The 18,318-nt window shown below is 62.2% G+C and carries 19 protein-coding genes; 7 read left to right on the top strand and 12 right to left on the bottom strand.

Features of this window, described 5'->3' with window-relative positions:
* Positions 1-75: 75 nt before the first annotated feature.
* Positions 76-1,020, bottom strand: a complete 945-nt coding sequence (locus tag AQS8620_RS04290) for a LysR family transcriptional regulator (RefSeq protein WP_085835605.1) — start codon at positions 1,018-1,020, stop codon at positions 76-78.
* A gap of 116 nt (positions 1,021-1,136) precedes the next feature.
* Between AQS8620_RS04290 and uraD the strand changes: the two genes are divergently transcribed.
* Genes uraD through AQS8620_RS04260 form a run of 6 tightly spaced genes read left to right on the top strand, consistent with a single transcriptional unit; the run spans position 1,137 to position 6,650 of the window.
* On the top strand, positions 1,137-1,724 hold the full coding sequence (gene uraD, locus AQS8620_RS04285; protein WP_159453196.1) for a 2-oxo-4-hydroxy-4-carboxy-5-ureidoimidazoline decarboxylase: 588 nt from the start codon (positions 1,137-1,139) through the stop codon (positions 1,722-1,724).
* The gene (locus AQS8620_RS04280) at positions 1,721-2,209 is read left to right on the top strand and encodes a tripartite tricarboxylate transporter TctB family protein (RefSeq protein WP_085835603.1); all 489 of its coding nucleotides are present in this window, start codon (positions 1,721-1,723) and stop codon (positions 2,207-2,209) included. The genes uraD and AQS8620_RS04280 overlap by 4 nt, the downstream gene beginning before the upstream one ends.
* Before the next feature lie 3 nt (positions 2,210-2,212).
* The gene (locus AQS8620_RS04275) at positions 2,213-3,727 is read left to right on the top strand and encodes a tripartite tricarboxylate transporter permease (protein ID WP_085835602.1); all 1,515 of its coding nucleotides are present in this window, start codon (positions 2,213-2,215) and stop codon (positions 3,725-3,727) included.
* Between the two features lie 40 nt (positions 3,728-3,767).
* Positions 3,768-4,730, top strand: a complete 963-nt coding sequence (locus AQS8620_RS04270) for a Bug family tripartite tricarboxylate transporter substrate binding protein (protein ID WP_085835601.1) — start codon at positions 3,768-3,770, stop codon at positions 4,728-4,730.
* Positions 4,731-4,734: 4 nt separating this feature from the next.
* Complete coding sequence (locus AQS8620_RS04265; RefSeq protein ID WP_085835600.1) at positions 4,735-5,745, top strand: ABC transporter substrate-binding protein; 1,011 nt, start codon at positions 4,735-4,737, stop codon at positions 5,743-5,745.
* Complete coding sequence (locus tag AQS8620_RS04260; protein ID WP_143267411.1) at positions 5,745-6,650, top strand: BMP family protein; 906 nt, start codon at positions 5,745-5,747, stop codon at positions 6,648-6,650. Before AQS8620_RS04265 ends, AQS8620_RS04260 begins: the two co-directional genes overlap by 1 nt.
* Here AQS8620_RS04260 and AQS8620_RS04255 read toward each other — a convergent pair.
* From AQS8620_RS04255 to AQS8620_RS04230, 6 genes are all read right to left on the bottom strand, one after another.
* Complete coding sequence (locus tag AQS8620_RS04255) at positions 6,640-7,512, bottom strand: PfkB family carbohydrate kinase (RefSeq protein ID WP_234990367.1); 873 nt, start codon at positions 7,510-7,512, stop codon at positions 6,640-6,642. The genes AQS8620_RS04260 and AQS8620_RS04255 overlap by 11 nt on opposite strands.
* Positions 7,513-7,519: 7 nt before the next feature.
* Positions 7,520-8,374, bottom strand: a complete 855-nt coding sequence (locus tag AQS8620_RS04250) for a MurR/RpiR family transcriptional regulator (protein WP_143267410.1) — start codon at positions 8,372-8,374, stop codon at positions 7,520-7,522.
* 2 nt (positions 8,375-8,376) lie between these two features.
* Positions 8,377-9,333 carry an ABC transporter permease gene (locus AQS8620_RS04245; protein WP_085835597.1) on the bottom strand — a complete coding sequence of 319 codons (957 nt, stop codon included), beginning with the start codon at positions 9,331-9,333 and terminating at the stop codon, positions 8,377-8,379.
* 48 nt (positions 9,334-9,381) lie between these two features.
* Complete coding sequence (locus tag AQS8620_RS04240) at positions 9,382-10,878, bottom strand: sugar ABC transporter ATP-binding protein (protein WP_085835596.1); 1,497 nt, start codon at positions 10,876-10,878, stop codon at positions 9,382-9,384.
* Between the two features lie 81 nt (positions 10,879-10,959).
* Entirely contained in the window at positions 10,960-12,009 is a 1,050-nt protein-coding gene (locus AQS8620_RS04235; RefSeq protein WP_085835595.1) for a sugar ABC transporter substrate-binding protein, read from the bottom strand.
* A 36-nt stretch (positions 12,010-12,045) separates the two neighbouring features.
* On the bottom strand, positions 12,046-13,041 hold the full coding sequence (locus AQS8620_RS04230) for a sugar phosphate isomerase/epimerase family protein (protein WP_085835594.1): 996 nt from the start codon (positions 13,039-13,041) through the stop codon (positions 12,046-12,048).
* Positions 13,042-13,372: 331 nt separating this feature from the next.
* On the opposite strand from AQS8620_RS04230, the gene AQS8620_RS04225 reads away from it, so the two are divergent.
* Positions 13,373-15,676 carry an FdhF/YdeP family oxidoreductase gene (locus AQS8620_RS04225; protein WP_143267409.1) on the top strand — a complete coding sequence of 768 codons (2,304 nt, stop codon included), beginning with the start codon at positions 13,373-13,375 and terminating at the stop codon, positions 15,674-15,676.
* Positions 15,677-15,721: 45 nt separating this feature from the next.
* Here AQS8620_RS04225 and AQS8620_RS04220 read toward each other — a convergent pair whose 3' ends face one another.
* The 5 genes from AQS8620_RS04220 to AQS8620_RS04205 form a co-directional block, all read right to left on the bottom strand.
* Complete coding sequence (locus AQS8620_RS04220; RefSeq protein ID WP_085835593.1) at positions 15,722-16,288, bottom strand: helix-hairpin-helix domain-containing protein; 567 nt, start codon at positions 16,286-16,288, stop codon at positions 15,722-15,724.
* A 230-nt stretch (positions 16,289-16,518) separates the two neighbouring features.
* Positions 16,519-16,725 (bottom strand): hypothetical protein, encoded by a 207-nt coding sequence (locus AQS8620_RS04215; RefSeq protein ID WP_085835592.1) that lies wholly within the window; start codon positions 16,723-16,725, stop codon positions 16,519-16,521.
* Positions 16,726-16,839: 114 nt separating this feature from the next.
* Positions 16,840-17,475 carry an aspartate/glutamate racemase family protein gene (locus AQS8620_RS04210; RefSeq protein ID WP_234990366.1) on the bottom strand — a complete coding sequence of 212 codons (636 nt, stop codon included), beginning with the start codon at positions 17,473-17,475 and terminating at the stop codon, positions 16,840-16,842.
* The gene (locus AQS8620_RS17005) at positions 17,472-17,615 is read right to left on the bottom strand and encodes a hypothetical protein (protein ID WP_159453195.1); all 144 of its coding nucleotides are present in this window, start codon (positions 17,613-17,615) and stop codon (positions 17,472-17,474) included. Before AQS8620_RS17005 ends, AQS8620_RS04210 begins: the two co-directional genes overlap by 4 nt.
* Before the next feature lie 22 nt (positions 17,616-17,637).
* Complete coding sequence (locus AQS8620_RS04205) at positions 17,638-18,309, bottom strand: amino acid ABC transporter permease (protein WP_085835590.1); 672 nt, start codon at positions 18,307-18,309, stop codon at positions 17,638-17,640.
* Positions 18,310-18,318 lie beyond the last annotated feature (9 nt).

The following is an 18,318-nucleotide window of genomic DNA, read 5'->3' as shown; positions in this document are numbered from 1 at the left end:
GAATTTATACCCGCGCGAGAAGTGAATTTTTTGTAACAGGGACGGCGCGCGCCAAGGCATGCGGTGGGGACTGCGTCAGGGCGCAGGATGCGTCGCGATGGCCTGCAATCGGGCAAGCGTATCGGCCAAGAGGCTGCTCTGTAATTCCCCCACTTTGCGCGCGGCATGGGACAGGGGACGGCGCGCATCGACAACAAGGCTCAACGATTGGGGTTTGAGACCGGTGTCATGGATAGCAACAAAGCACAATTCCCCCGCCAGAAGTTCGGCGGCGACATCCATCTGCGACGTAATCGCCATCAATTCACCCTGCGCAAGCACCTGTTTGAGCAACTGTTGGGAATTGGTGACCAACACAGGCTTTACCGGATTGAACAACCAGCCGTAGCGGCGCTCAAGATACGCACGCACCGGTAGAATTTCGCTTTGCGCGGCAATGGGATGGTGCGCGGCATCCTTGAGCGACACGGAGCGCGCGCCCCATAGATCATGCCCGCGCCCGACCACACATCCAAAGGGCAGGGGCGTCGACCAGAGCACATGGCGCGTCTTGTCGGCCGCAAGATTGAAGGCCAGCGCAAGATCGACAGTGGCCTGGTCCAGTTCACGCGCGGCCTGTTGCGGTGTCACGATGTCAACCGACAGGTTGATGCCCGGATGGGCGGCACTGACGGCCTGCATCAGGCGGGGCAGGACGGAATTGGACAGGCTGTCCATTGCCGCCAAACGCACGGTGCCATGTTCCATGCCGCGCATTTGGCGCAGCTCACCCGAAAGCCGGTCCTGATCCGCCCGCCAGCGGCGCGCCATCAACACCACCGCCTCACCCGCCGCCGTCAGGCGCATGCCGCGCGGGTGGCGGTCAAACAGCGGCACCTCGCATTCCTCCTCAAGCCCGATGATCTGGCGGTCGATGGCAGAGGCCGCAATCCCGAGCGCACGCGAGGCGGCTTGAATGGACCCGAGACGGGCGACCGCTTCGAGATACTGCAAGGCGCGCGGGTAGATATGAAGCGGCACGAAAGGCTCCGAGTGGAAAACTGCGTTCTCATTTTGAGAATGGAGGGTGGCTCATATTGAAATAGTTGGCAACGCATTTCGCGACTACCGTACAGAAGAATCAACGGGAAATGACCATGACCCTCCGAGAACCGAACAGAGAACCGCATGTTTTTTCGATCCCCAAGCTGAACCGCGCCAGCCTGCCCGAGGCCGTGGCTTTGCTTGAACTTGTGACGGAGCGCTCGCCCTGGTTGGCCGCCCGGCTTGCCGCGCTGCGCCCCTTTTACGATATTGCCGCGCTCAAGGCGCATCTGCAGCGCGAAATCATGGGGCTTTCCCCCGCGCAACAACTGGCTTTGGTGCGCGCCCATCCCGAACTTGCGCCCGCCGCGCCCGACATGATGACGGCGGCCTCGCAACAGGAACAACATCGCCTCGGGCTGGCGCGCCCACAGCCGCGCGAGGCGGATCGGTTGCGCAGGCTGAACGCCGCCTACCAGGCGCGGTTCGGCTTTCCCTTTGTTATCGCGTTGCACGCTTGCGCGGATTACGCGGCGATGATCGCCCAGTTCGAGAGCAGATTGCGCAATCCGCGCGCGCGCGAGATCACCCGCGCCCTAAGCGAAGTTGTCTCCGTCGCGAGCGCACGTTTGGATCGTCTGACGCAGCCGGCGCAGGATGCGCGCGCGCCAGATTTTGACAGCGAAAGGACAGACACATGAGCAACCTTCAACGGCAATCGCCCCGTGACCTGGAGGCGGCGCGCGCCCCGCGCGCTTGGCTGGGCGCCCTTGGGGGTGTGGGGCTGTTGGCCCTGAGCCTCGTGTTTATCTGGGGGGGCATTGGCTTGGGCCTGGGCGCGCCCCGCCGCCTCGGGACCGGCGCGTTTCCGGTGATCACCGGCTGTGCTTTGGCCGCCCTCTCGGTCGCAATCATCGTCATCGACCTGCGCGACACCAGTGCTGCGGAACGCCCCGACTGGATGTCCTTTGCAGCGATTGGCGCCGCGCTGGCCGCTTTTGCCATCGTCGCGGATTGGTTTGGCCTCATTCCGGCGGTCTTTGCCACAACGGTGGTCGCAAGCCTGCCCGATCCGACCCTGCCGATCCTCGGCAAGCTGATCCTCGGTCTCGTCGTCTCACTAGGCTGTTGGGGCCTGTTTATCGGGCTGCTCGACCTGCCTCTCCAAGCATTCAAAGGGTTTTGAAAGATGGATATCCTGTCGAATTTCGGCGACGGCCTGCTGATCGCCCTGCAGCCCTACAACCTGTTGTATTGCTTTATCGGTGTCTTTTTGGGGACTTTCATCGGGGTTCTGCCCGGCATCGGGTCGATGGCCGCGATTTCGATGATCCTGCCGCTGACCTTTTATCTCGAGCCGACCTCGGCGCTTGTGATGATTGCCGGCGTGTATTACGGCGCGGAATACGGCGGCTCGATTGCCTCCATCTTGATGAATATTCCCGGCACGCCCTCCTCCTCGATCACCTGTATCGACGGCTATCCCATGGCGCGTGACGGGCGGGCAGGGGTGGCGCTATTTGCCAGTGCCATCGCCAGTTTCGGCGGGGGGATCATCGGCATGGTGGTCATGGCGCTACTGGCGCCGGTTCTGGCCGCACTTGCGCTCAATTTCGGTCCCACCGAATATTTCGCGGTGATCCTGCTGGGGCTTGTTGCGGCCTCCGCAGTGTCGAACGGCAGCCCTGTAAAAGGGGTGGCCACGGTGGTCGCGGGGTTGATGCTGGGCACGATCGGCGTGGATATCACGACGGGGGCCGAACGCTTTACCATGGGCATTCCCGAGCTGCGCGACGGGGTGAACCTTGTGATTGTGGCCATGGGGCTGTTCGGGGTCGGTGAATTGATCGTCTCCATTCGCGCCAATAGCGGCGGCGCGCCGAAAAACCGGATCGACTATGCCAATTTCTATCCCAACCGCGCAGAATGGAAGGCAATGTTTGGCCCGATCCTGCGCGGGGGCGGTATTGGCAGCTTTTTCGGCGCATTGCCGGGCACGGGGCAAACGGTCGCCTCGGCCATTGCCTATGCCGTCGAGAAGAAACTGTCCCCCAACCGCGGCCGTTTTGGCAAAGGTGCGATCGAAGGCGTTGCGGTGCCGGAATCGGCCAATAATTCCGCCACCCAGACCGCCTTTATTCCAACCCTCACCCTGGGCGTCCCCGGCTCGGCCTCGATGGCGCTGGTGATCGGGGCGCTGATGATCCACGGCGTCACGCCGGGGCCGCGTTTGTTGATCGATCACGCCGACCTGTTCTGGGGACTTGTGGCGAGTTTTCTGGTCGGGAACCTGTTGTTGCTTGTGCTCAATATTCCGATGATCGGCCTGTGGGTGCGCCTGCTGCAGATCCCCTACAAATACATGTACCCCACAATCATCGTGCTGATCTGCATCGGGGTCTATTCCGTCAATAACAACGTGTTCGACATCTGGCTGACACTGGCCTTTGGCTGGGCGGGCTATTTGATGCGGCTGTTTCGCTTTGAACCTGCGCCGCTGCTGATCGGCTTCGTGCTGGGCCCGATGATGGAAGAACAACTGCGCCGCGCCATGCTGTTGTCGCGCGGTGACCCCACGGTGTTCCTCACCCGCCCCATTTCGGGGGTCCTGATTATGATCACCGCCGCGCTGCTGGTCTACAGTTTTGGCGCGGCCCTCAAATCCCGCCGTCATGCCCGCCAATCGGCCCGTTTGACACACTGACGTTTTCCTCCTCCCTCTCCTCACACAAAGGCATCCTCTGATGAAACTCTCTCGCATTCTTGCACTCCCCGCCGTGACCCTGATGGCCACAACCGCCCTTGCCGATCCGGGCGCCTGGAGCGACGCGCCGGTGCGCATTGTCGTCACTTTTCCGCCGGGGGGCACCAGCGATCTGGTCGCGCGCATTGTCGCGCAACACCTTGAAAGCGATTACGGACAAAAGGCCGTCGTCGACAACCGCCCCGGCGCGGGCGGTACGGTAGCAGCAGATTATGTCGCGCAGCAACCGGCGGACGGCACAACGCTTATCCTGGGCAACAACGCGCCCTTTACCATCGCGCCGACGCAATTTGACAGCCTACCCTATGCGCCGCTCGACGGGTTCACCCATATTGCCTATCTCGGTGCGTCGACACCGGCGCTTTTCGTGCAACCCGATGCGGGCATCACAACGCTGGATCAGTTCATCGCGACCGCGAATGAGACAGGTATCACCTACGGCTCCTCGGGGGTGGGTTCGATCACCCATATTCTGGGACAAGCGGTCGATAATGCGCTGGATATCGAGACCATCCATGTGCCCTATCAGGGCAGCGCCCCCGCAATTCAGGATTTTCGGGCCGGTGTTCTGGACAGCTACTACGATATGCTGGCCCAGAACGAGGATCTGATCGCCGAGGGCGCGACCCTGCCACTGGCGCTTGCAGCCCCCGAACGTGCGCCGCTGTTCCCCGATCTGCCCACGTTTCGCGAGCTTGGCTACGACGTTGTGATTGAAAACTGGACCGGCCTGAGCGGCCCTGCGGGGATGGACCCTGCGATGGTCACGACCATTCACGACAGTGTCGAGGCGATCATGGCCGATCCCGAGGTGGTCGCGCAGATGGCGCAATGGGGCATCCGTCACACGGCAATGACAAGCGCCCAGTTCACGGATTTCGTTGCCCAGACCATTGACCTGTGGCGCCCGCTGATCGACGCGGCCAACGTCAACGGTGGGTGATCCGATGGCACAGACTCACATGGCGGGGCGGGCGGGCGATCTGCCCGTCCGTTTCATCCTCAACACCTTCTATTCCGGCCCTCAGGCCTGGTTTTTCCTCGCCCAGGACAGGGGATATTTTGCCCAGGAAGGGCTGGATGTGACCTTCACCGAAGGCACCTCTCTGGCCAAGGCCGTCACGACGATGACCAGCGGCACCTTCGAGGCAGGCTACGGCGATCTCAACGAATTGGTGCGGATGCGCGCCGCGGGCGTCAGCGCTGCGCCGGTCGGGGTGATGGCGATCCACAACCGCCCGCCCTATACGATTGCGGTGGCGCGCGGCGGGCGGATCAGGACCCCGGGCGATCTGGCGGGGGCCAAATTGGTGTCCCATCCCCAAGATGCCGCGTGGCTGCTCTTTCCCGAGTTTTGCCGCGCGACAGGGATCGACCCCGACAGCGTCGATATCACCATCTCGAGCGCGCCGCATACCGAGATGGTGGCGCAGATGCTGGCGGGGGAGTGGGACGGGATTTTCGGGTTTGTGAACACGATTGCCGCACAGGCGATCGAGGCCGGTGTCGATGCCCGCGCCGCGCTGCACCATCTGACGTGGATCGACCATGCGCCGGCATTCTATGGCGGGGCCTTGATGGTCTCGCGCGCCTTTCGCGCAGCACAGCCACGCGCCGTGGCGGGGCTGTGTCGTGCGATCAATCGCGGGTTGGCCGATACGGTGGCCGATATCGACGCCGCGATCGCGGCCGTGGCCCGGCGCAACCCGGCCTTGGATCGGGCGGCCAATCGGGCGCGCTTGTTGGGCACGCTTGCGTTGGAAATGGGCGATGAGGCGGCGCGGCGCGGGCTGGGTGATGTGGAGGATGCGCGCCTGCGCGAAATCGCCCGCCTCATTTGCGAGGCCAAGGGCTACGCAAAGGCCCCCGCGCCCGACGATATTTTCGACCGCAGGTTTCTGGTGCCCCCAGAGCTGCGCGCGAAAATGGCGAACCCGGGTTCTGGGTGGGGCGCGTGATGAAGATTGGCGTGATTTTTGTCGGGGAGGTCCTTGATCGCGGTTTCAACGCCAGTGCGTTGGAGGGCGCGCAGGCCCTGCGCACCCACAGCGGTCTGGACGTCGAGATGATTGACGGCGTGCCCTATGACACGGGCGCGATGACGCAGGCCCTGACGGCGGCGGCAGCGCGCAATGACGGGGTGATTTTTGTCGGCGGGCAGGGAAATGACGTGACGCCGCCGGTGGCGCGTGCCACGCCTGATTGCCTGTTTGGCGTCGTGCAGGGCGCGGTGAGCGGCCCCAACCTTGCCAGCTACGATGTGTTGCAAGAGCAGTCCGCCTTTCTGGCCGGCTGCCTTGCGGCGCGCGTCACCAAAAGCGGCGTTGTGGGCCATCTGTCGGGGCACCGTGTCGCACCGGGCCTCAAGGGGCGCGCGGCCTTTGCGGCGGGGGTCGCGCATATTGACCCCGCGATCACCTTGCTCACCGGCTTTTGCGGCACCCAAGATGACAGCGCCGTTACCGGCGCTTGGGTCGCGGCCCAAGCGCGGGCCGGTGCGGATGTGGTTTTTACCATGCTCAACGCCGCGCGCGGCGGTGCCATCGAGGCCTGTCGCGCGGGGGGGATCTTGCAGATCGGCAATGTGTTGAACTGGTGCGACATCGCGCCCGAGGTGTTTGTCGGCTCGGCGCTGGCGCGGATTGAGCGCGCGGTCCTGCGCGCCGGATTGGACATGCTTGCGCGCCGCCTGCCCGCTGAGGTGCAGCCGATGGGGCTCGCGCAGGGCGACGCGGTCGGCCTTGCGCTGTCGACGCAGGTGCCACGCGCCCTCGCCGATGAGTTGGCCCGCCTGCAACGCGATATCGCCACCAACGCGATCGCGGTGACATCGCGCTACGACGGCCCCGAATTCACGCTTTAGGGGATGTGTGGCCGGCAACATGGTTTGCGGCAGCTTGCGCGGCGGTTTGGCAGGCCTGTTCAAGGGCCGCACCGCCAATAAGCGCATTCGCCAAAGCGCCGGTGAAACAATCGCCCGCCCCATGCGAGCTGACGGCATTGACCTTGATCGCAGGCAGGGCCGTCGCCTTTTGGGGGTCACGCGCCACGCCCAGACCCTGCGCACCGGCGGTGACCACGACAGCGGGAAACTGCGCCGCCAGTTGCGCAGCGGCGGCTTTGGCGCTTGCGAGGTCTTGCACCGGCGGTGTGCCAAACATTTCCGCTTCAACGGCATTGACCACAAGAATATCCACCAGATCCGAGAACGCGCGCGACAAGGCACGCGCGGGGGCGGCGTTCAACAGAACGGGGATATTACGGGCCTTGGCGGCGCGCGCGGCCGCAAGGTTCACCGCCTCGCTCACTTCGTTTTGCAACACGAGAATGGCAACATCCTGCCAGACCCCGGCGGCGGAGAAACTGTCAGGATCAATGGCAAGATTGGCCCCCGACACGATGGTCGCGGCATAGTCCCCGTCGCGGTTCATGATGGCCACACTCATGCCGGATGCTGCGTCGGGCAGGGTCGCGACATGGCTGTGATCGACGCCCGCCTCTTGCAGATGCGCGCGCAAAAATGTGCCAAATTCATCCGCGCCCACGGCGCCTACCATCCGCGAGGGGCGCGCGGCCACGGCCTGATTGCCGCCCTTGCCCCCGAATTTGGGAAACCATCGCGTGCCGACGGCGGTTTCATCCAGACGCGGCAGGTGGTCGGTTTCGACCATGATGTCGTAATGCAGCGAACCGATGATCAGGGCGAGGGGCGTGGGTGCAGTCACTTTCGTCTCATTTTCGTCTTTTCTGGACAACGGAATTCATTGTGCGACGCAGGTTTGCATCGGCGGCCACGCGGTCTCTTTGGGCGGTGGCAACGAAGAGCGCATCCAGAAGGTTAAGCTGGGCGATGCGCGCGGTGGCGTTTTCCCCCAGCAGGGCAGAATTTTCAGCCGTCGAGCAGAGCACGACATCGACAGCGCGCGCGAGGGAGCTGTCGTGATAGTTGGTCACCGCGATCACCCGTGCGCCGTTTTTACGCGCCAGCTCGACCGCGTCGATCAGGATGGCGCTTTCGCCCGAATGGGAGAAGGCGATCACCGCATCCTTTGGCCCCAGAAGCGCCGCCGACATCATCATCATATGGGCATCGTCAAACACCGAGCTGCGCAGCCCGATGCGCAGGAATTTGTGACTGACATCGCGGGCAATCTGGGCAGAACCGCCAAAGCCGTAGAAATCGCGCTGCTGTGCCTGATGCAGGAAATCGGCGGCGCGATTGAACGCGTCGAGATCGAGAATGGCAAAAGTTTCCTCCAGCGCCTGCATGGCGGTGCGAAACACCTTCTGCACGATCTCGCCGGAGGTATCATCGGCGGAAATCTCGCTATGAAGGGCCGCGGACCCCGAGTGATAGTAATCGATCAGCCCGCGGCGGAATTCGCGAAATCCCGCAAATCCCAGCTTTTTGGCAACCTTCACCACCATCGCCTCGGAGACATCCGATTTTTCCGCAACCTCGCGCAGCGGCGTGTCGGCGGTGATATCCTTGCGCGCAAGGATGTCCGCCGCAACCTTGCCTTCAAGCGGCGTGAGGCTTGGCAGGCGCATCCGGATTTGCGCAGCAACGGTTTGGGGGTTGTCCATCGTCATTTTCCACTTGTAGCCCGATCAATCAGCATGGCGACAATGATGATAATCCCCGTTGCGAGCAACTGGTAGAAGGCCTGAACGTTCAACAAGGTCAGACCGTTGCGCAACGCCCCCAAAATGACGCAGCCGATCAAAGTGCCAACAATCGAGCCGCGCCCGCCCATAAGCGAGGCCCCGCCAATGGCCGAAGCGGCAATGGCGTCGAGTTCCCACAGGTTGCCAAGGGTGGGTTCGGCCGCACCGAGACGGCCGATGAGGATCAGCGAGGCGATAGACGCCAGACCGCCCGAAATCATATAGGCCGACAGTTTGGTGAGGGTGACGGGCACACCGGCAACGCGCGCCGCTTCGGGGTTACCGCCCACGGCCATCAGATATTCGCCCAGCGGGGTTTTCGTCAGGATCACCCAAGCGACAAAGGCCAGGACGCCCACGGCAATCACAGGTCCGGGCAATCCAAGGAGCGTGCCATTGGCGATGGCGCGAAACTCGCCAGGCAGGCCGAAAATCGGGGTGCCGCCTGTATAGATCAACGCCAGCGCGCGGTAGAGCGACAGACCGCCCAGCGTCACGATGAAGGGTTGCAAACCGCCCCAGGCAATCAGCGCGCCGTTGAAAAATCCACATGCGACACCGGTGGCAATCGCCCCCAACACCGCCAGCGGCACAGGCACCCCGGCCACCATCATTGCCGCGCCAAGCGTGGCCGACAGCGCAGCCACCGGCCCGACCGAAAGGTCGATCCCCCCCGAAATGATCACCAGCGTCATGCCCAGGGCAATGCAGGCGTTGATCGAGCTTTGCTGGAGGATGTTCACAAGGTTGGGCAGCGTCAGAAAGCTTGGGCTGAGAAAGGAAAACACGATGGCGATCAGGATAAGTCCGACCAATGTGCCCGCATCGCGAAACCGGATGCGGGAAATAAGGGGTAGGGATGTCAATGCCTTGCTCATGGCTGTCCTCGAAATCAATGGGTGTGGGCGCAGGGGCTGTGGGCCGGTTCAGCCTGCGGGAATGGCGTGGCGGGCGATATTGGCTTCGCTGATCTGGTCGGCCGAGAGGCTGCCTGAAATCCGCCCCTCGCACATCACGAGGACCCGATCCGACAGGCGGATCACTTCGGGCAGTTCGGAGGAGACGACCAGAATGCCGCAGCCCTCGGAGGCGAGTTTTTCGATCAGGTCGTAGATCTCTGCCTTGGCACCGACATCAATGCCACGGGTGGGTTCGTCAAAGAGGTAGATGCGCGTGCCAGCCGCCAGCCAGCGACCAATGATGGCCTTTTGCTGGTTGCCACCGGAGAAACTGCCGATGGGACGGGTCACATCGAAGGGGCGCAGGTTCACCTCGCGCATCAACGCCTGGGAGCGTTTGTGAAGCAGGCCTTTGCGGATCAGGCCGGCGCGGGTGAATTTATCCATCGCGGGCAGGCCGATATTGGCAGTGACGGGGCGGTGGCGGATGATCCCGTCGCGTTTGCGCTCTTCGGGCACAAGGCCAAGCCCGGCACGGATGCGCGCGCGCGGATTGGCACCGCTGACGGCGGTGCCCTCGATGGTCACGCTGCCGCGATCCGGCGCATCGACCCCTGCGATAAGCCGCAAAAGCTCGGTGCGCCCCGAGCCGACCAATCCGGCAATCCCGAGCACTTCACCCTTGTGCAGCGTCAGGTCGGCGCCTTGCACGGCGCGGCCTCTGGTGAGGTCGCGCACCTCCATCATCACCCTGTCGGTGGCAAAGGAGCGGTGGTGCGCATGGGCCAGTTCGCGCCCGACCATATGCTCGATCACGCGGGGGAGGGGCGTCTCGGGGATCGCCACGCGGGTGACAAACCGCCCGTCGCGCAGGATCGTGGCATTTTGGCACAGCCGGTACACCTCGTCCATTTTATGCGAAACGTAGATCACCGAGACGCCTTGCGCGGTGAGCACGCGGATCACCTCGACGAGGCGTTCGAATTCCTTGGGTGTCAGGCTTGAGGTCGGCTCGTCCATCGCAATCACCCGCGCCTTGGAGCGCAGCGCCTTGGCGATTTCGACGATCTGGCGCTGCGCGACCCGCAGATCGCGGATCGGGGCGGTCACGTCGATATCGGGGTCGAGCGCTGCGAGAATCCGGCGCGCCGCGCGTTCCTGTTCGCGGTGATCGACAAATAGCGCGCCGCGCCGCAGGGAGGCCCCGAGGAAAATATTCTGCGCCACGGTGAGTTCGGGAACCTGTTGCAATTCCTGATGGATCATCGCGATGCCGGCGGCCGCCGCGTCTTTGGGGCGGGTGATCTGGACCGGCGCGCCGTCCACTTCGATGACGCCACCGTCATGCGTGACGACACCGCAAAGCACGTTGAGCAGGGTGGATTTTCCGGCGCCGTTTTCACCGAGCAACCCGTGAACCTCGCCCGGTGCGATGCGCAAAGAGACGCCGTGCAGCACTTGGATCGGGCCGTAGGATTTTGTGACGCCCGTCAGGTGCAGGCGGGCTAGCGGATCAGAAGTCATGTGTCTTCCTTGGGGCAGGGTGGCTCGCAGCGTGGGAGACGCCGCGAGCCCGATGGCCGGGATCAGGCCGGGAGAATGGCTTTACTCGGCCATCAGCGTCGCGCGCAGCGCGCTCAGGTCGCTGGTCGCATAGGTCTCGATATTGTCTTTGGTGATCAGCGCCTGCGGGGTGGCGACCACGCGGGGAAGATCCTGACCCGCCGCAAGACGCAGCGCGACCTCCATCGCGACCTCGCCGGTCAGGACCGGAAAGCTGTCCACAGTGCCCGTCAGATCGCCCGCGCGCACGGCTGCATAGGCGTCCGAAATGCCGTCAGTGCCAAAGACCGCCGTCTGATCGGCTTTCCCTGCGGATTTCACCGCCTCGACCACGCCAAGGGCCATCCCGTCGTTATTGGCGTAAAATCCAATCAGATCAGGGTGTTGTTGAAGAATAGTCGCGGCGGCGTTAAAGGCCAGTTCGCGCGACCAATCGGCAGGCACCGAGGCGACAACGTCAAAATTGCCCGCTGCAAGGATCGTCTCGGTGAAGCCCGCCGTGCGCTGACCGGCGGCAAAAACGCCCGCCTGTCCTTCGATGACCGCGACCTTGCCACCTTCGGGATGGGTGTCGATGAACCACTGCGCCACGCGCATGCCGTTGTCTTTTTGCACGTTGCCCACGTAATGCGCGACGGTGGGGATCACGGCGTCATTCACGTTGACGACCGGAACGCCCGCCGCCGTCGCCTTTTCCAGGGCGGGGATCAGATTGGCATCGGTTTGCGGCGAGAACAGCAGCGCGTTAAACCCCTGCGAAATCAGCGTTTCAGCGATGGACAACTGGCCAAGCTGGTCGCCCTCGCTTTGCGCGGCCTGGTAGACGACATCAACGCCATGGGCATCGGCAAAGCTTTTGTAGCCTTCGCCCAGCGAGCGCCAGTATTCATTGGTGAGCGTTTTGGAAACGCCGCCCACTTTTGTACCATCGGCGGGGGCGGGCATCGGGCCGAATGTCGCGTCCAGCTGGGACCAGTCGATACGATCAGGCTCGCTGTCGGAATTGAGCGGTGCGAGGTCTTGGGCATGGGCCATGCCGATGCTCACGCTCAGGGCGCCTGCCGCGAGTGCGGCCTTCAGGAAATGTTGCATGTGGGTCTCCTCCCGTTTCAACAATTATTTTAAAATTCAGTCCGTGAGCAATTCCCCACGCAGCGCAAGTTGCGCAACCTCTTGGGCAACCACCGGATTTTGCACAGCCTGCGCAGCGCTCAGGCGGTTGTTGGACGCCATCAGGTCCACCGCCTCGAGCATCCGGCGCACGGTGCGGATGTTGAGCGCACATTCGGCCACCGGATCAAGGCCGGAGGCATCGGGGAATGTGTCGAAATAGATCGCGCCATCATAGCCGCCGCGCTTGACCGCCTGCAGCAATTCCAGCGTCGCCTGGACATGGACAGAGCCAACCATCAGCCCGTCATCGCGCTTGGCGTAGCCATCGTTGAGATGCATCCCGAGCAGCTTAGAACGGCGCAGGATGTGAGAGGCCGACAGCGCGGGTTGCTCGTTGGCATAGAGCGAATGCGCGAAATCAATCGTGACACCAAGATTGTCCGCACCCACCTCGTCGATGGCCATGAGCGTCGTCGCCGCATCGGGCAGAAGCGAGTAGGCGCGCGGCTCGTTGGGTTTGTATTCGATCGAAATCAGACAGTCGCGATCATGGGCGGCGACTTCGGCGATGCCGGCAATCTCGTCGGCCCAAAGCGCCGCGTAGTCGCATTGAAACCCGTAATCGAACCCGTCCTGCCCCAGCCAGAGCGTCATCATCGGCGCCCCCATTTCGCGGGCCGCGTCGATCCCGCGTTTGGTCAGGTCCAGCGCCTCCTGGCGCACCGCGCGGTCGGGATTGGTGAAGGCGCCAAGTTTGAAGGCAGGGTTGGTGTAGTACCGCATGGCGAGGCCGGACACGCTCAGACCGGTATCCGCCACCATTTTTGCCACCGCTTTGGGGTCGTCGGTGACGTGGTCAGGGTAGTTGAGATCCAACTCCGTCAGCCCCTCGACGGTCGCGGCGCGCGCGATCATCTGGGCGAGGCTGGGCTTGCCGGTGAGCTGGGGCCAATAGCTGCCAGCATCGGAAGCGAAGGAATTGATACGGGTTGCGAAACGGTGTCCAAGCATAAGGTTCTCCTGTTCTTCACAACTTAGCGTTAAGTTGTGAAGTTTTGAAAGCACAAAATCGCTGCTTCGAAAAAATCCATATTAACACTTTGTTTTTACTTGAAAGTATTTCCGCTACTCAGCGATTTTCGCCACGGCGCAGATCGCGATATGCGGTGTGCCCCCCCTGTTTCCTGCCTGTTTCCTGCCTGATTCCAGCAAAACACCAACCGGTGCCATCGTGTCTGCGTGCTGCGCCGTTGCGCGCATGTCGCAAGTAATCGCAAATCAGGCAGGCCGGTGTGTCACAGCGAATTTTCGCGCTATGTTGGTGCCAAAGAGGAGCGATTCCATGGACCCCAAGCTTTCCGACATCGAGCATCCCGCCACGCAACAAGACCCGACAACGCCCTATGACCGGCATCCGGCGGGGGGCTGGGGATCGGTTGAGGGAATTGCGCGGGTTGTTGCGACCTCGCAAACATCGGCTGTTGCAGCGCGGATTCTGGCGAAGCTGAACAAGCCCGGGGGGGTGATGTGTTCCTCTTGTGCCTGGGCGAAACCGGCGGGTCCGGCACGGTTCGAGTTTTGCGAAAACGGCGCCAAGGCGACGATGTGGGAACTGGACCGCAAACGCGCGGGCGCTGACTTCTTTGCCGAGCATTCGCTCACGAGCCTGCGCGCGTGGCACGATCACGACCTCGAACGCACGGGGCGCCTGACCGAACCGCTGCGCTATGACGCCGCGACCGATCGCTATGTGCCAATCGGCTGGGAGGAGGCCTTTGCGCTGGTGGGGGCCGAACTTCGGGCGATGGACCCCCAAGAGGCCGTGTTCTACGCTTCGGGCCATGCGGGTCTGGAGGCGGCCTATCTTTACGCGTTGTTTGCGCGCGCCATGGGCCACCAGAACCTGCCCCAAAGCTCGAATATGTGTCACGAGACCACCAGCGTGAACCTCAAGACCTACATCGGAACACCGGTTGGCACCTGCACGCTTGAAGATTTCGACCATTGCGATGCGATTTTCTTTTTTGGCCAGAACACGGGATCAAACAGTCCCCGGTTTCTCAATATCCTCAAAAAGGCGGTGCAACGGGGCTGTCGGGTGGTCACCTTCAATCCGGTGCGCGAACGTGGGCTGATCGAATTCAAATCGCCGCAAAACGTCAAACAGATGACAATCGGCGCGCCGACACAGATTTCCGAGAAATACTACCAATTGCGCCCGGGCGGCGATATTTCGGTGCTTGCGGGGCTGATGAAATGCGTGCTTGAGGCCGAAGATGCCGCGCCCGGAACGGTGTTGGATCACGCGTTCATCTCCGAGCATACCGAAGGGTTCGAGCAGACAGTCGAAGCGGTGCGGGCCACCACTTGGGCCGAACTGGAAGCCCATTCGGGGCTGACCGAGGCCATGATCCGCGAGGCGGCGCAGGTCTATCTGACCGCCAAGAACGTCATCGGCATCTACGGGATGGGCATGACCCAACATGTGAACGGCTGGCTCAATCTGGGAATGCTGTGCAACTTTCTGATGATGCGCGGCAATCTGGGGCGGCTTGGCGCGGGCGTGTCGCCGGTGCGGGGCCATTCCAACGTGCAGGGCCAGCGCACCGTGGGGATCGGGGAAAAATCCGCCCATATGCCCGCCGACAAACTGCGCGCGCTGTTCGGGATCGAGCCCCCCGAGCAAGACGGATTGAACGCGGTTCACGCCTGCGAAGCGCTTCTTGAGGGGAAGGTGCGGGGGGTGATTTCGCTGGGTGGCAATCTGCTGCGCGCGCTGCCCGACATCGAGCGCATGGAAGCGGCGTGGCCCCGGCTGCGCCTGAGCGTGCAGATCGCCACCAAGCTCAACCGCTCGCATCTTGTGCCCGCCGAGGTTTCGCTGATCCTGCCCTGTCTGGGGCGCACCGATCGCGATATTCAGGCGGGCGGCGAACAGGTGATTTCGATGGAGGACACGTTTTCCCATATTTACGGCTCGGTGGGCGGCGCAGAACCGCCAAGCGACAGCCTGCGCTCGGAGCTGGCGATTGTCGCGGGTCTGGCAAAGGCAACGCTTCCGCAAAACCCTAACTTCGACTGGGACGGCTGGTGCGCGAATTATGATCGGGTGCGCGACCTGATCGCCGCGACCTTTCCAAAGGATTTTGCCGATTTCAACGCACGCCTCATGGAGCCGGGGGGATTTTATCGCGGCAATCCGGCACGCGAGCGGATCTGGAACACCCAAAGCGGCAAGGCGCAGTTCACGCCGCCCACGATGCTATCGGCGCTTGGCGTGATCCCCGACCAGCCGGATGTTCTGACCCTGATCACCCTGCGCTCGAACGACCAGTTCAACACCACGATCTATGGCTACAGCGACCGCTTGCGCGGGCTCAAAGGCAGCCGCGAGGTGGTGCTGATCAATCGCACGCAAATGGCGCGTCTGGGTCTGAGCGAGGGACAAAAGATCGACCTTGTAACCGCCATCGAACCCGAGACGGAGCGCCGGGTGTCGGGCTTTACGGTCACGGCCTATGATCTGCCGGATGGCTGCATCGCGGGCTACTATCCCGAATTGAATCCGCTGGTGCCACTGTCCTACCACGAAAAACATTCCAAAACGCCCGCCTATAAGGGAACGCCGGTACGGCTTGTGCCGTGAGGGGCCAACCGGCACCACCTCGCGCGCCCTAACGCGGTCAGGTCCTTAGGATTTCCCGGAAGATTTACGGGTCTTCTTTTTGGATTTTTTGCCCGCGGATTTGCTGCGGTTCTTACCGGATGCCTTCCCCGATTTTGCCGAAGATTTTTCGGACGCTTTTTTGGTGCTTTTCTTGACGCTCTTTGCGGCCTGCTGTTTGGCGGCCTTTTTCAGGGCTTTCTTGGCCTTCTTACCCTTTTTGGAGGTGGCATCGGGCGTCTCTTTGACGCGGTCACGGGCGGTTTTGGCCGTGTCTTTTGCGGCGCGGGTCTTGGGTTTCTTGGCGCTTGCTTTCTTTACGAGCGTCACCGCCTCATCCGCCGTTTGGGTCGGCGGCTGTGGCGCGGGCGCGGGTGTGGCAGGCGTTTGGCGCACGGTTTTGGCGCGCGCGGGCGTGACCAAAGCTTGGGCCGCCGCCAACATGGCAGAAACCCGTGCCGGGCCGAAACGCGGCAGGGCAAGCAACACGCCGGGCGCGGTCTGCGCGAGATCTTCGGCCGTTTTGATGTTCTTTGTGGCCAACAGTTTGGCCAGCGCAGGGCCAACGCCCGCGACATTCAGGATCGGTGTCATGTGGAAACATCCTTGAAACGCGCCAAGCCAGATAAAGCGCTCACGGCGGCGCAAAGATCAAAAAAAGGGGCCGGCCGTAGCGCCAGCCCCTCATGCGTCATCGCAAAATCAAGCGGCTTTCTTGAGCGCTTTTTTCGCGGCTTTAAGCTTGCCAAGCTGACGCTCGACTTTGCCTTTGCGCAGTTTGACTTCTTTTTTCAGCGCTTTGATGTTGGATTTTTTCGACATGTTTACTCTCCAGTTTTTAGGTCTTGCCCAGACGGCTGACCGTCGTGCTCTTGAAGAAAGTCACGGATAAAGCGGCGAATTTCGCGCGCGGCACTCGTGTCCAGTTCGTCGCAAAGCGACACGAACCTGTCGCGATCAGAGGCCGTGATCCTGACGATCAACTGGCTGTCTTTGCGCTCTTTCTTCTTTGGCTTCTTCTTGTCGGTCATGGTCGTTGACTCGCGTTGGGCAAGTAGAGTGTTACGACATTGAATATCATTTGTATATACATTTTTACGCGACTCGGATTTTGGACACGCCAAAGCCCGCACAGCACCAGTCAATCAAAGCGTTGCCGCAAGCGCGAGAGCCGCACCGGCAACCACCGGATCAATAACGGCCAAGCCACTATCGCGCTCAAGCTGCGCGCGGATGGGCGCCATGCCCGCACAGCCCAAAACCACCGCACCGGCTCCCATGTCGCGCAGCTGCAAGGCCAGCGCCAACGTCATTTTATACACCTCGCGATCACGTCCGGAGGCTTCGGCAGAGACATCGGGCAGGGGCAGATCCGCGACCAACCGCTCGCTCACGCCCATCGTGCGGATTTTGCGCAAATGGCGCTCGATCGACTTGGGGGAAAGGGCGATGATCCCGAAACGGTCAGCGCGCGACATGGCCGCGAGTATCCCGGCCTCCTGAATGCCGATCACCGGCTGGCGCACTTTCGAGCGGGCCAGATATAGCCCGGGATCGGAAAAACACGCGGTCACGAAAGCGGCCGCTTGAGGGCGCGCAGCGCATATGTCGGCAAAGACCAGCCCCGCGCGATCCACGTCTTCCTGGGTGGCAATGGTCGCAGGCGATGCGGGGATGTCGCAGACCTCGAAACGCCCGCCAAAGGGGCGCAGCGCCTCACGCAGCCCCTGCGTCACGGCGGTGCAGGAATTGGGATTCACAACAACAATAGGATCCATCATTTGCGCTCCTCGACGCCGGTCTGTGGGGTGATCTTGGTGGATTCTGCGACCCTGCAAAGTGCGGCGAAATTGAAGAGGGTGGCGTTGCGCAAATCGCATGTGGCGCCATCCGCTTCGGCCCCGATCATCGGTTTCGTCATGTAAACGTCCTTTTGAACCATGTCAGCGCTGAACGGCGAGCTCGCGTTGAAAGCGCGAAATAACCCGCACGAGGGGCCAGAGCACCACAAGATACATCGCCGCAGCGAGGATCAGCGGGGAGGAGTTATAGGTCGCCGCACGCGCCATCCCGGCAGAGTACAGCAGCTCCGAGAGCGAAACGACCGAGGCAAGGGAGGTCATTTTGACAACCTCCACCACATTCGAGAGCAAGTCGGGCAAGACGTTTCGCACCGCTTGGGGCAGGACGATCCGGGTCATGGTATGACGGGCCGAGACGCCTGTGGCACGCGCCGCTTCGCTTTGACCGCGCGGGATCGACAGGATGCCTGCGCGAAACACTTCTGCAAAATAGGCGGAGTTGTTGAGCATGAAAGCGATCACGACCGCCACGAAGGGCGAGAGGCGAATCCCCGCAAACGGCAGGCCGGAGTAGATGAAAACAATCAACACCAACGGCGGAATGGCGCGAAAAAGGTCGATGTAGCTGATGGCCAATGCCCGCACAAACCGCCGGGAGGAGAGGGCGCCAAGCGCCAAGGTCAGCCCACCCATCAGGCCAAGGGCAATGACGATGGTGCACAGTTCAAGCGTCATCACCGCGCCTTTCAGCAGCAAAGGCCACGCCTGTCGCATGATGTCGAAATCGAAGAAGGTCTGTAAAAACAAGTCCATGTTCTGTCC

The organism is Aquimixticola soesokkakensis (genome assembly GCF_900172375.1).
In the GTDB taxonomy this organism is placed as follows: Bacteria; Pseudomonadota; Alphaproteobacteria; order Rhodobacterales; family Rhodobacteraceae; genus Aquimixticola; species Aquimixticola soesokkakensis.
Note: the sequence above shows the minus strand (reverse complement) of the source record. Positions and strands in the feature narration are given on the sequence as shown.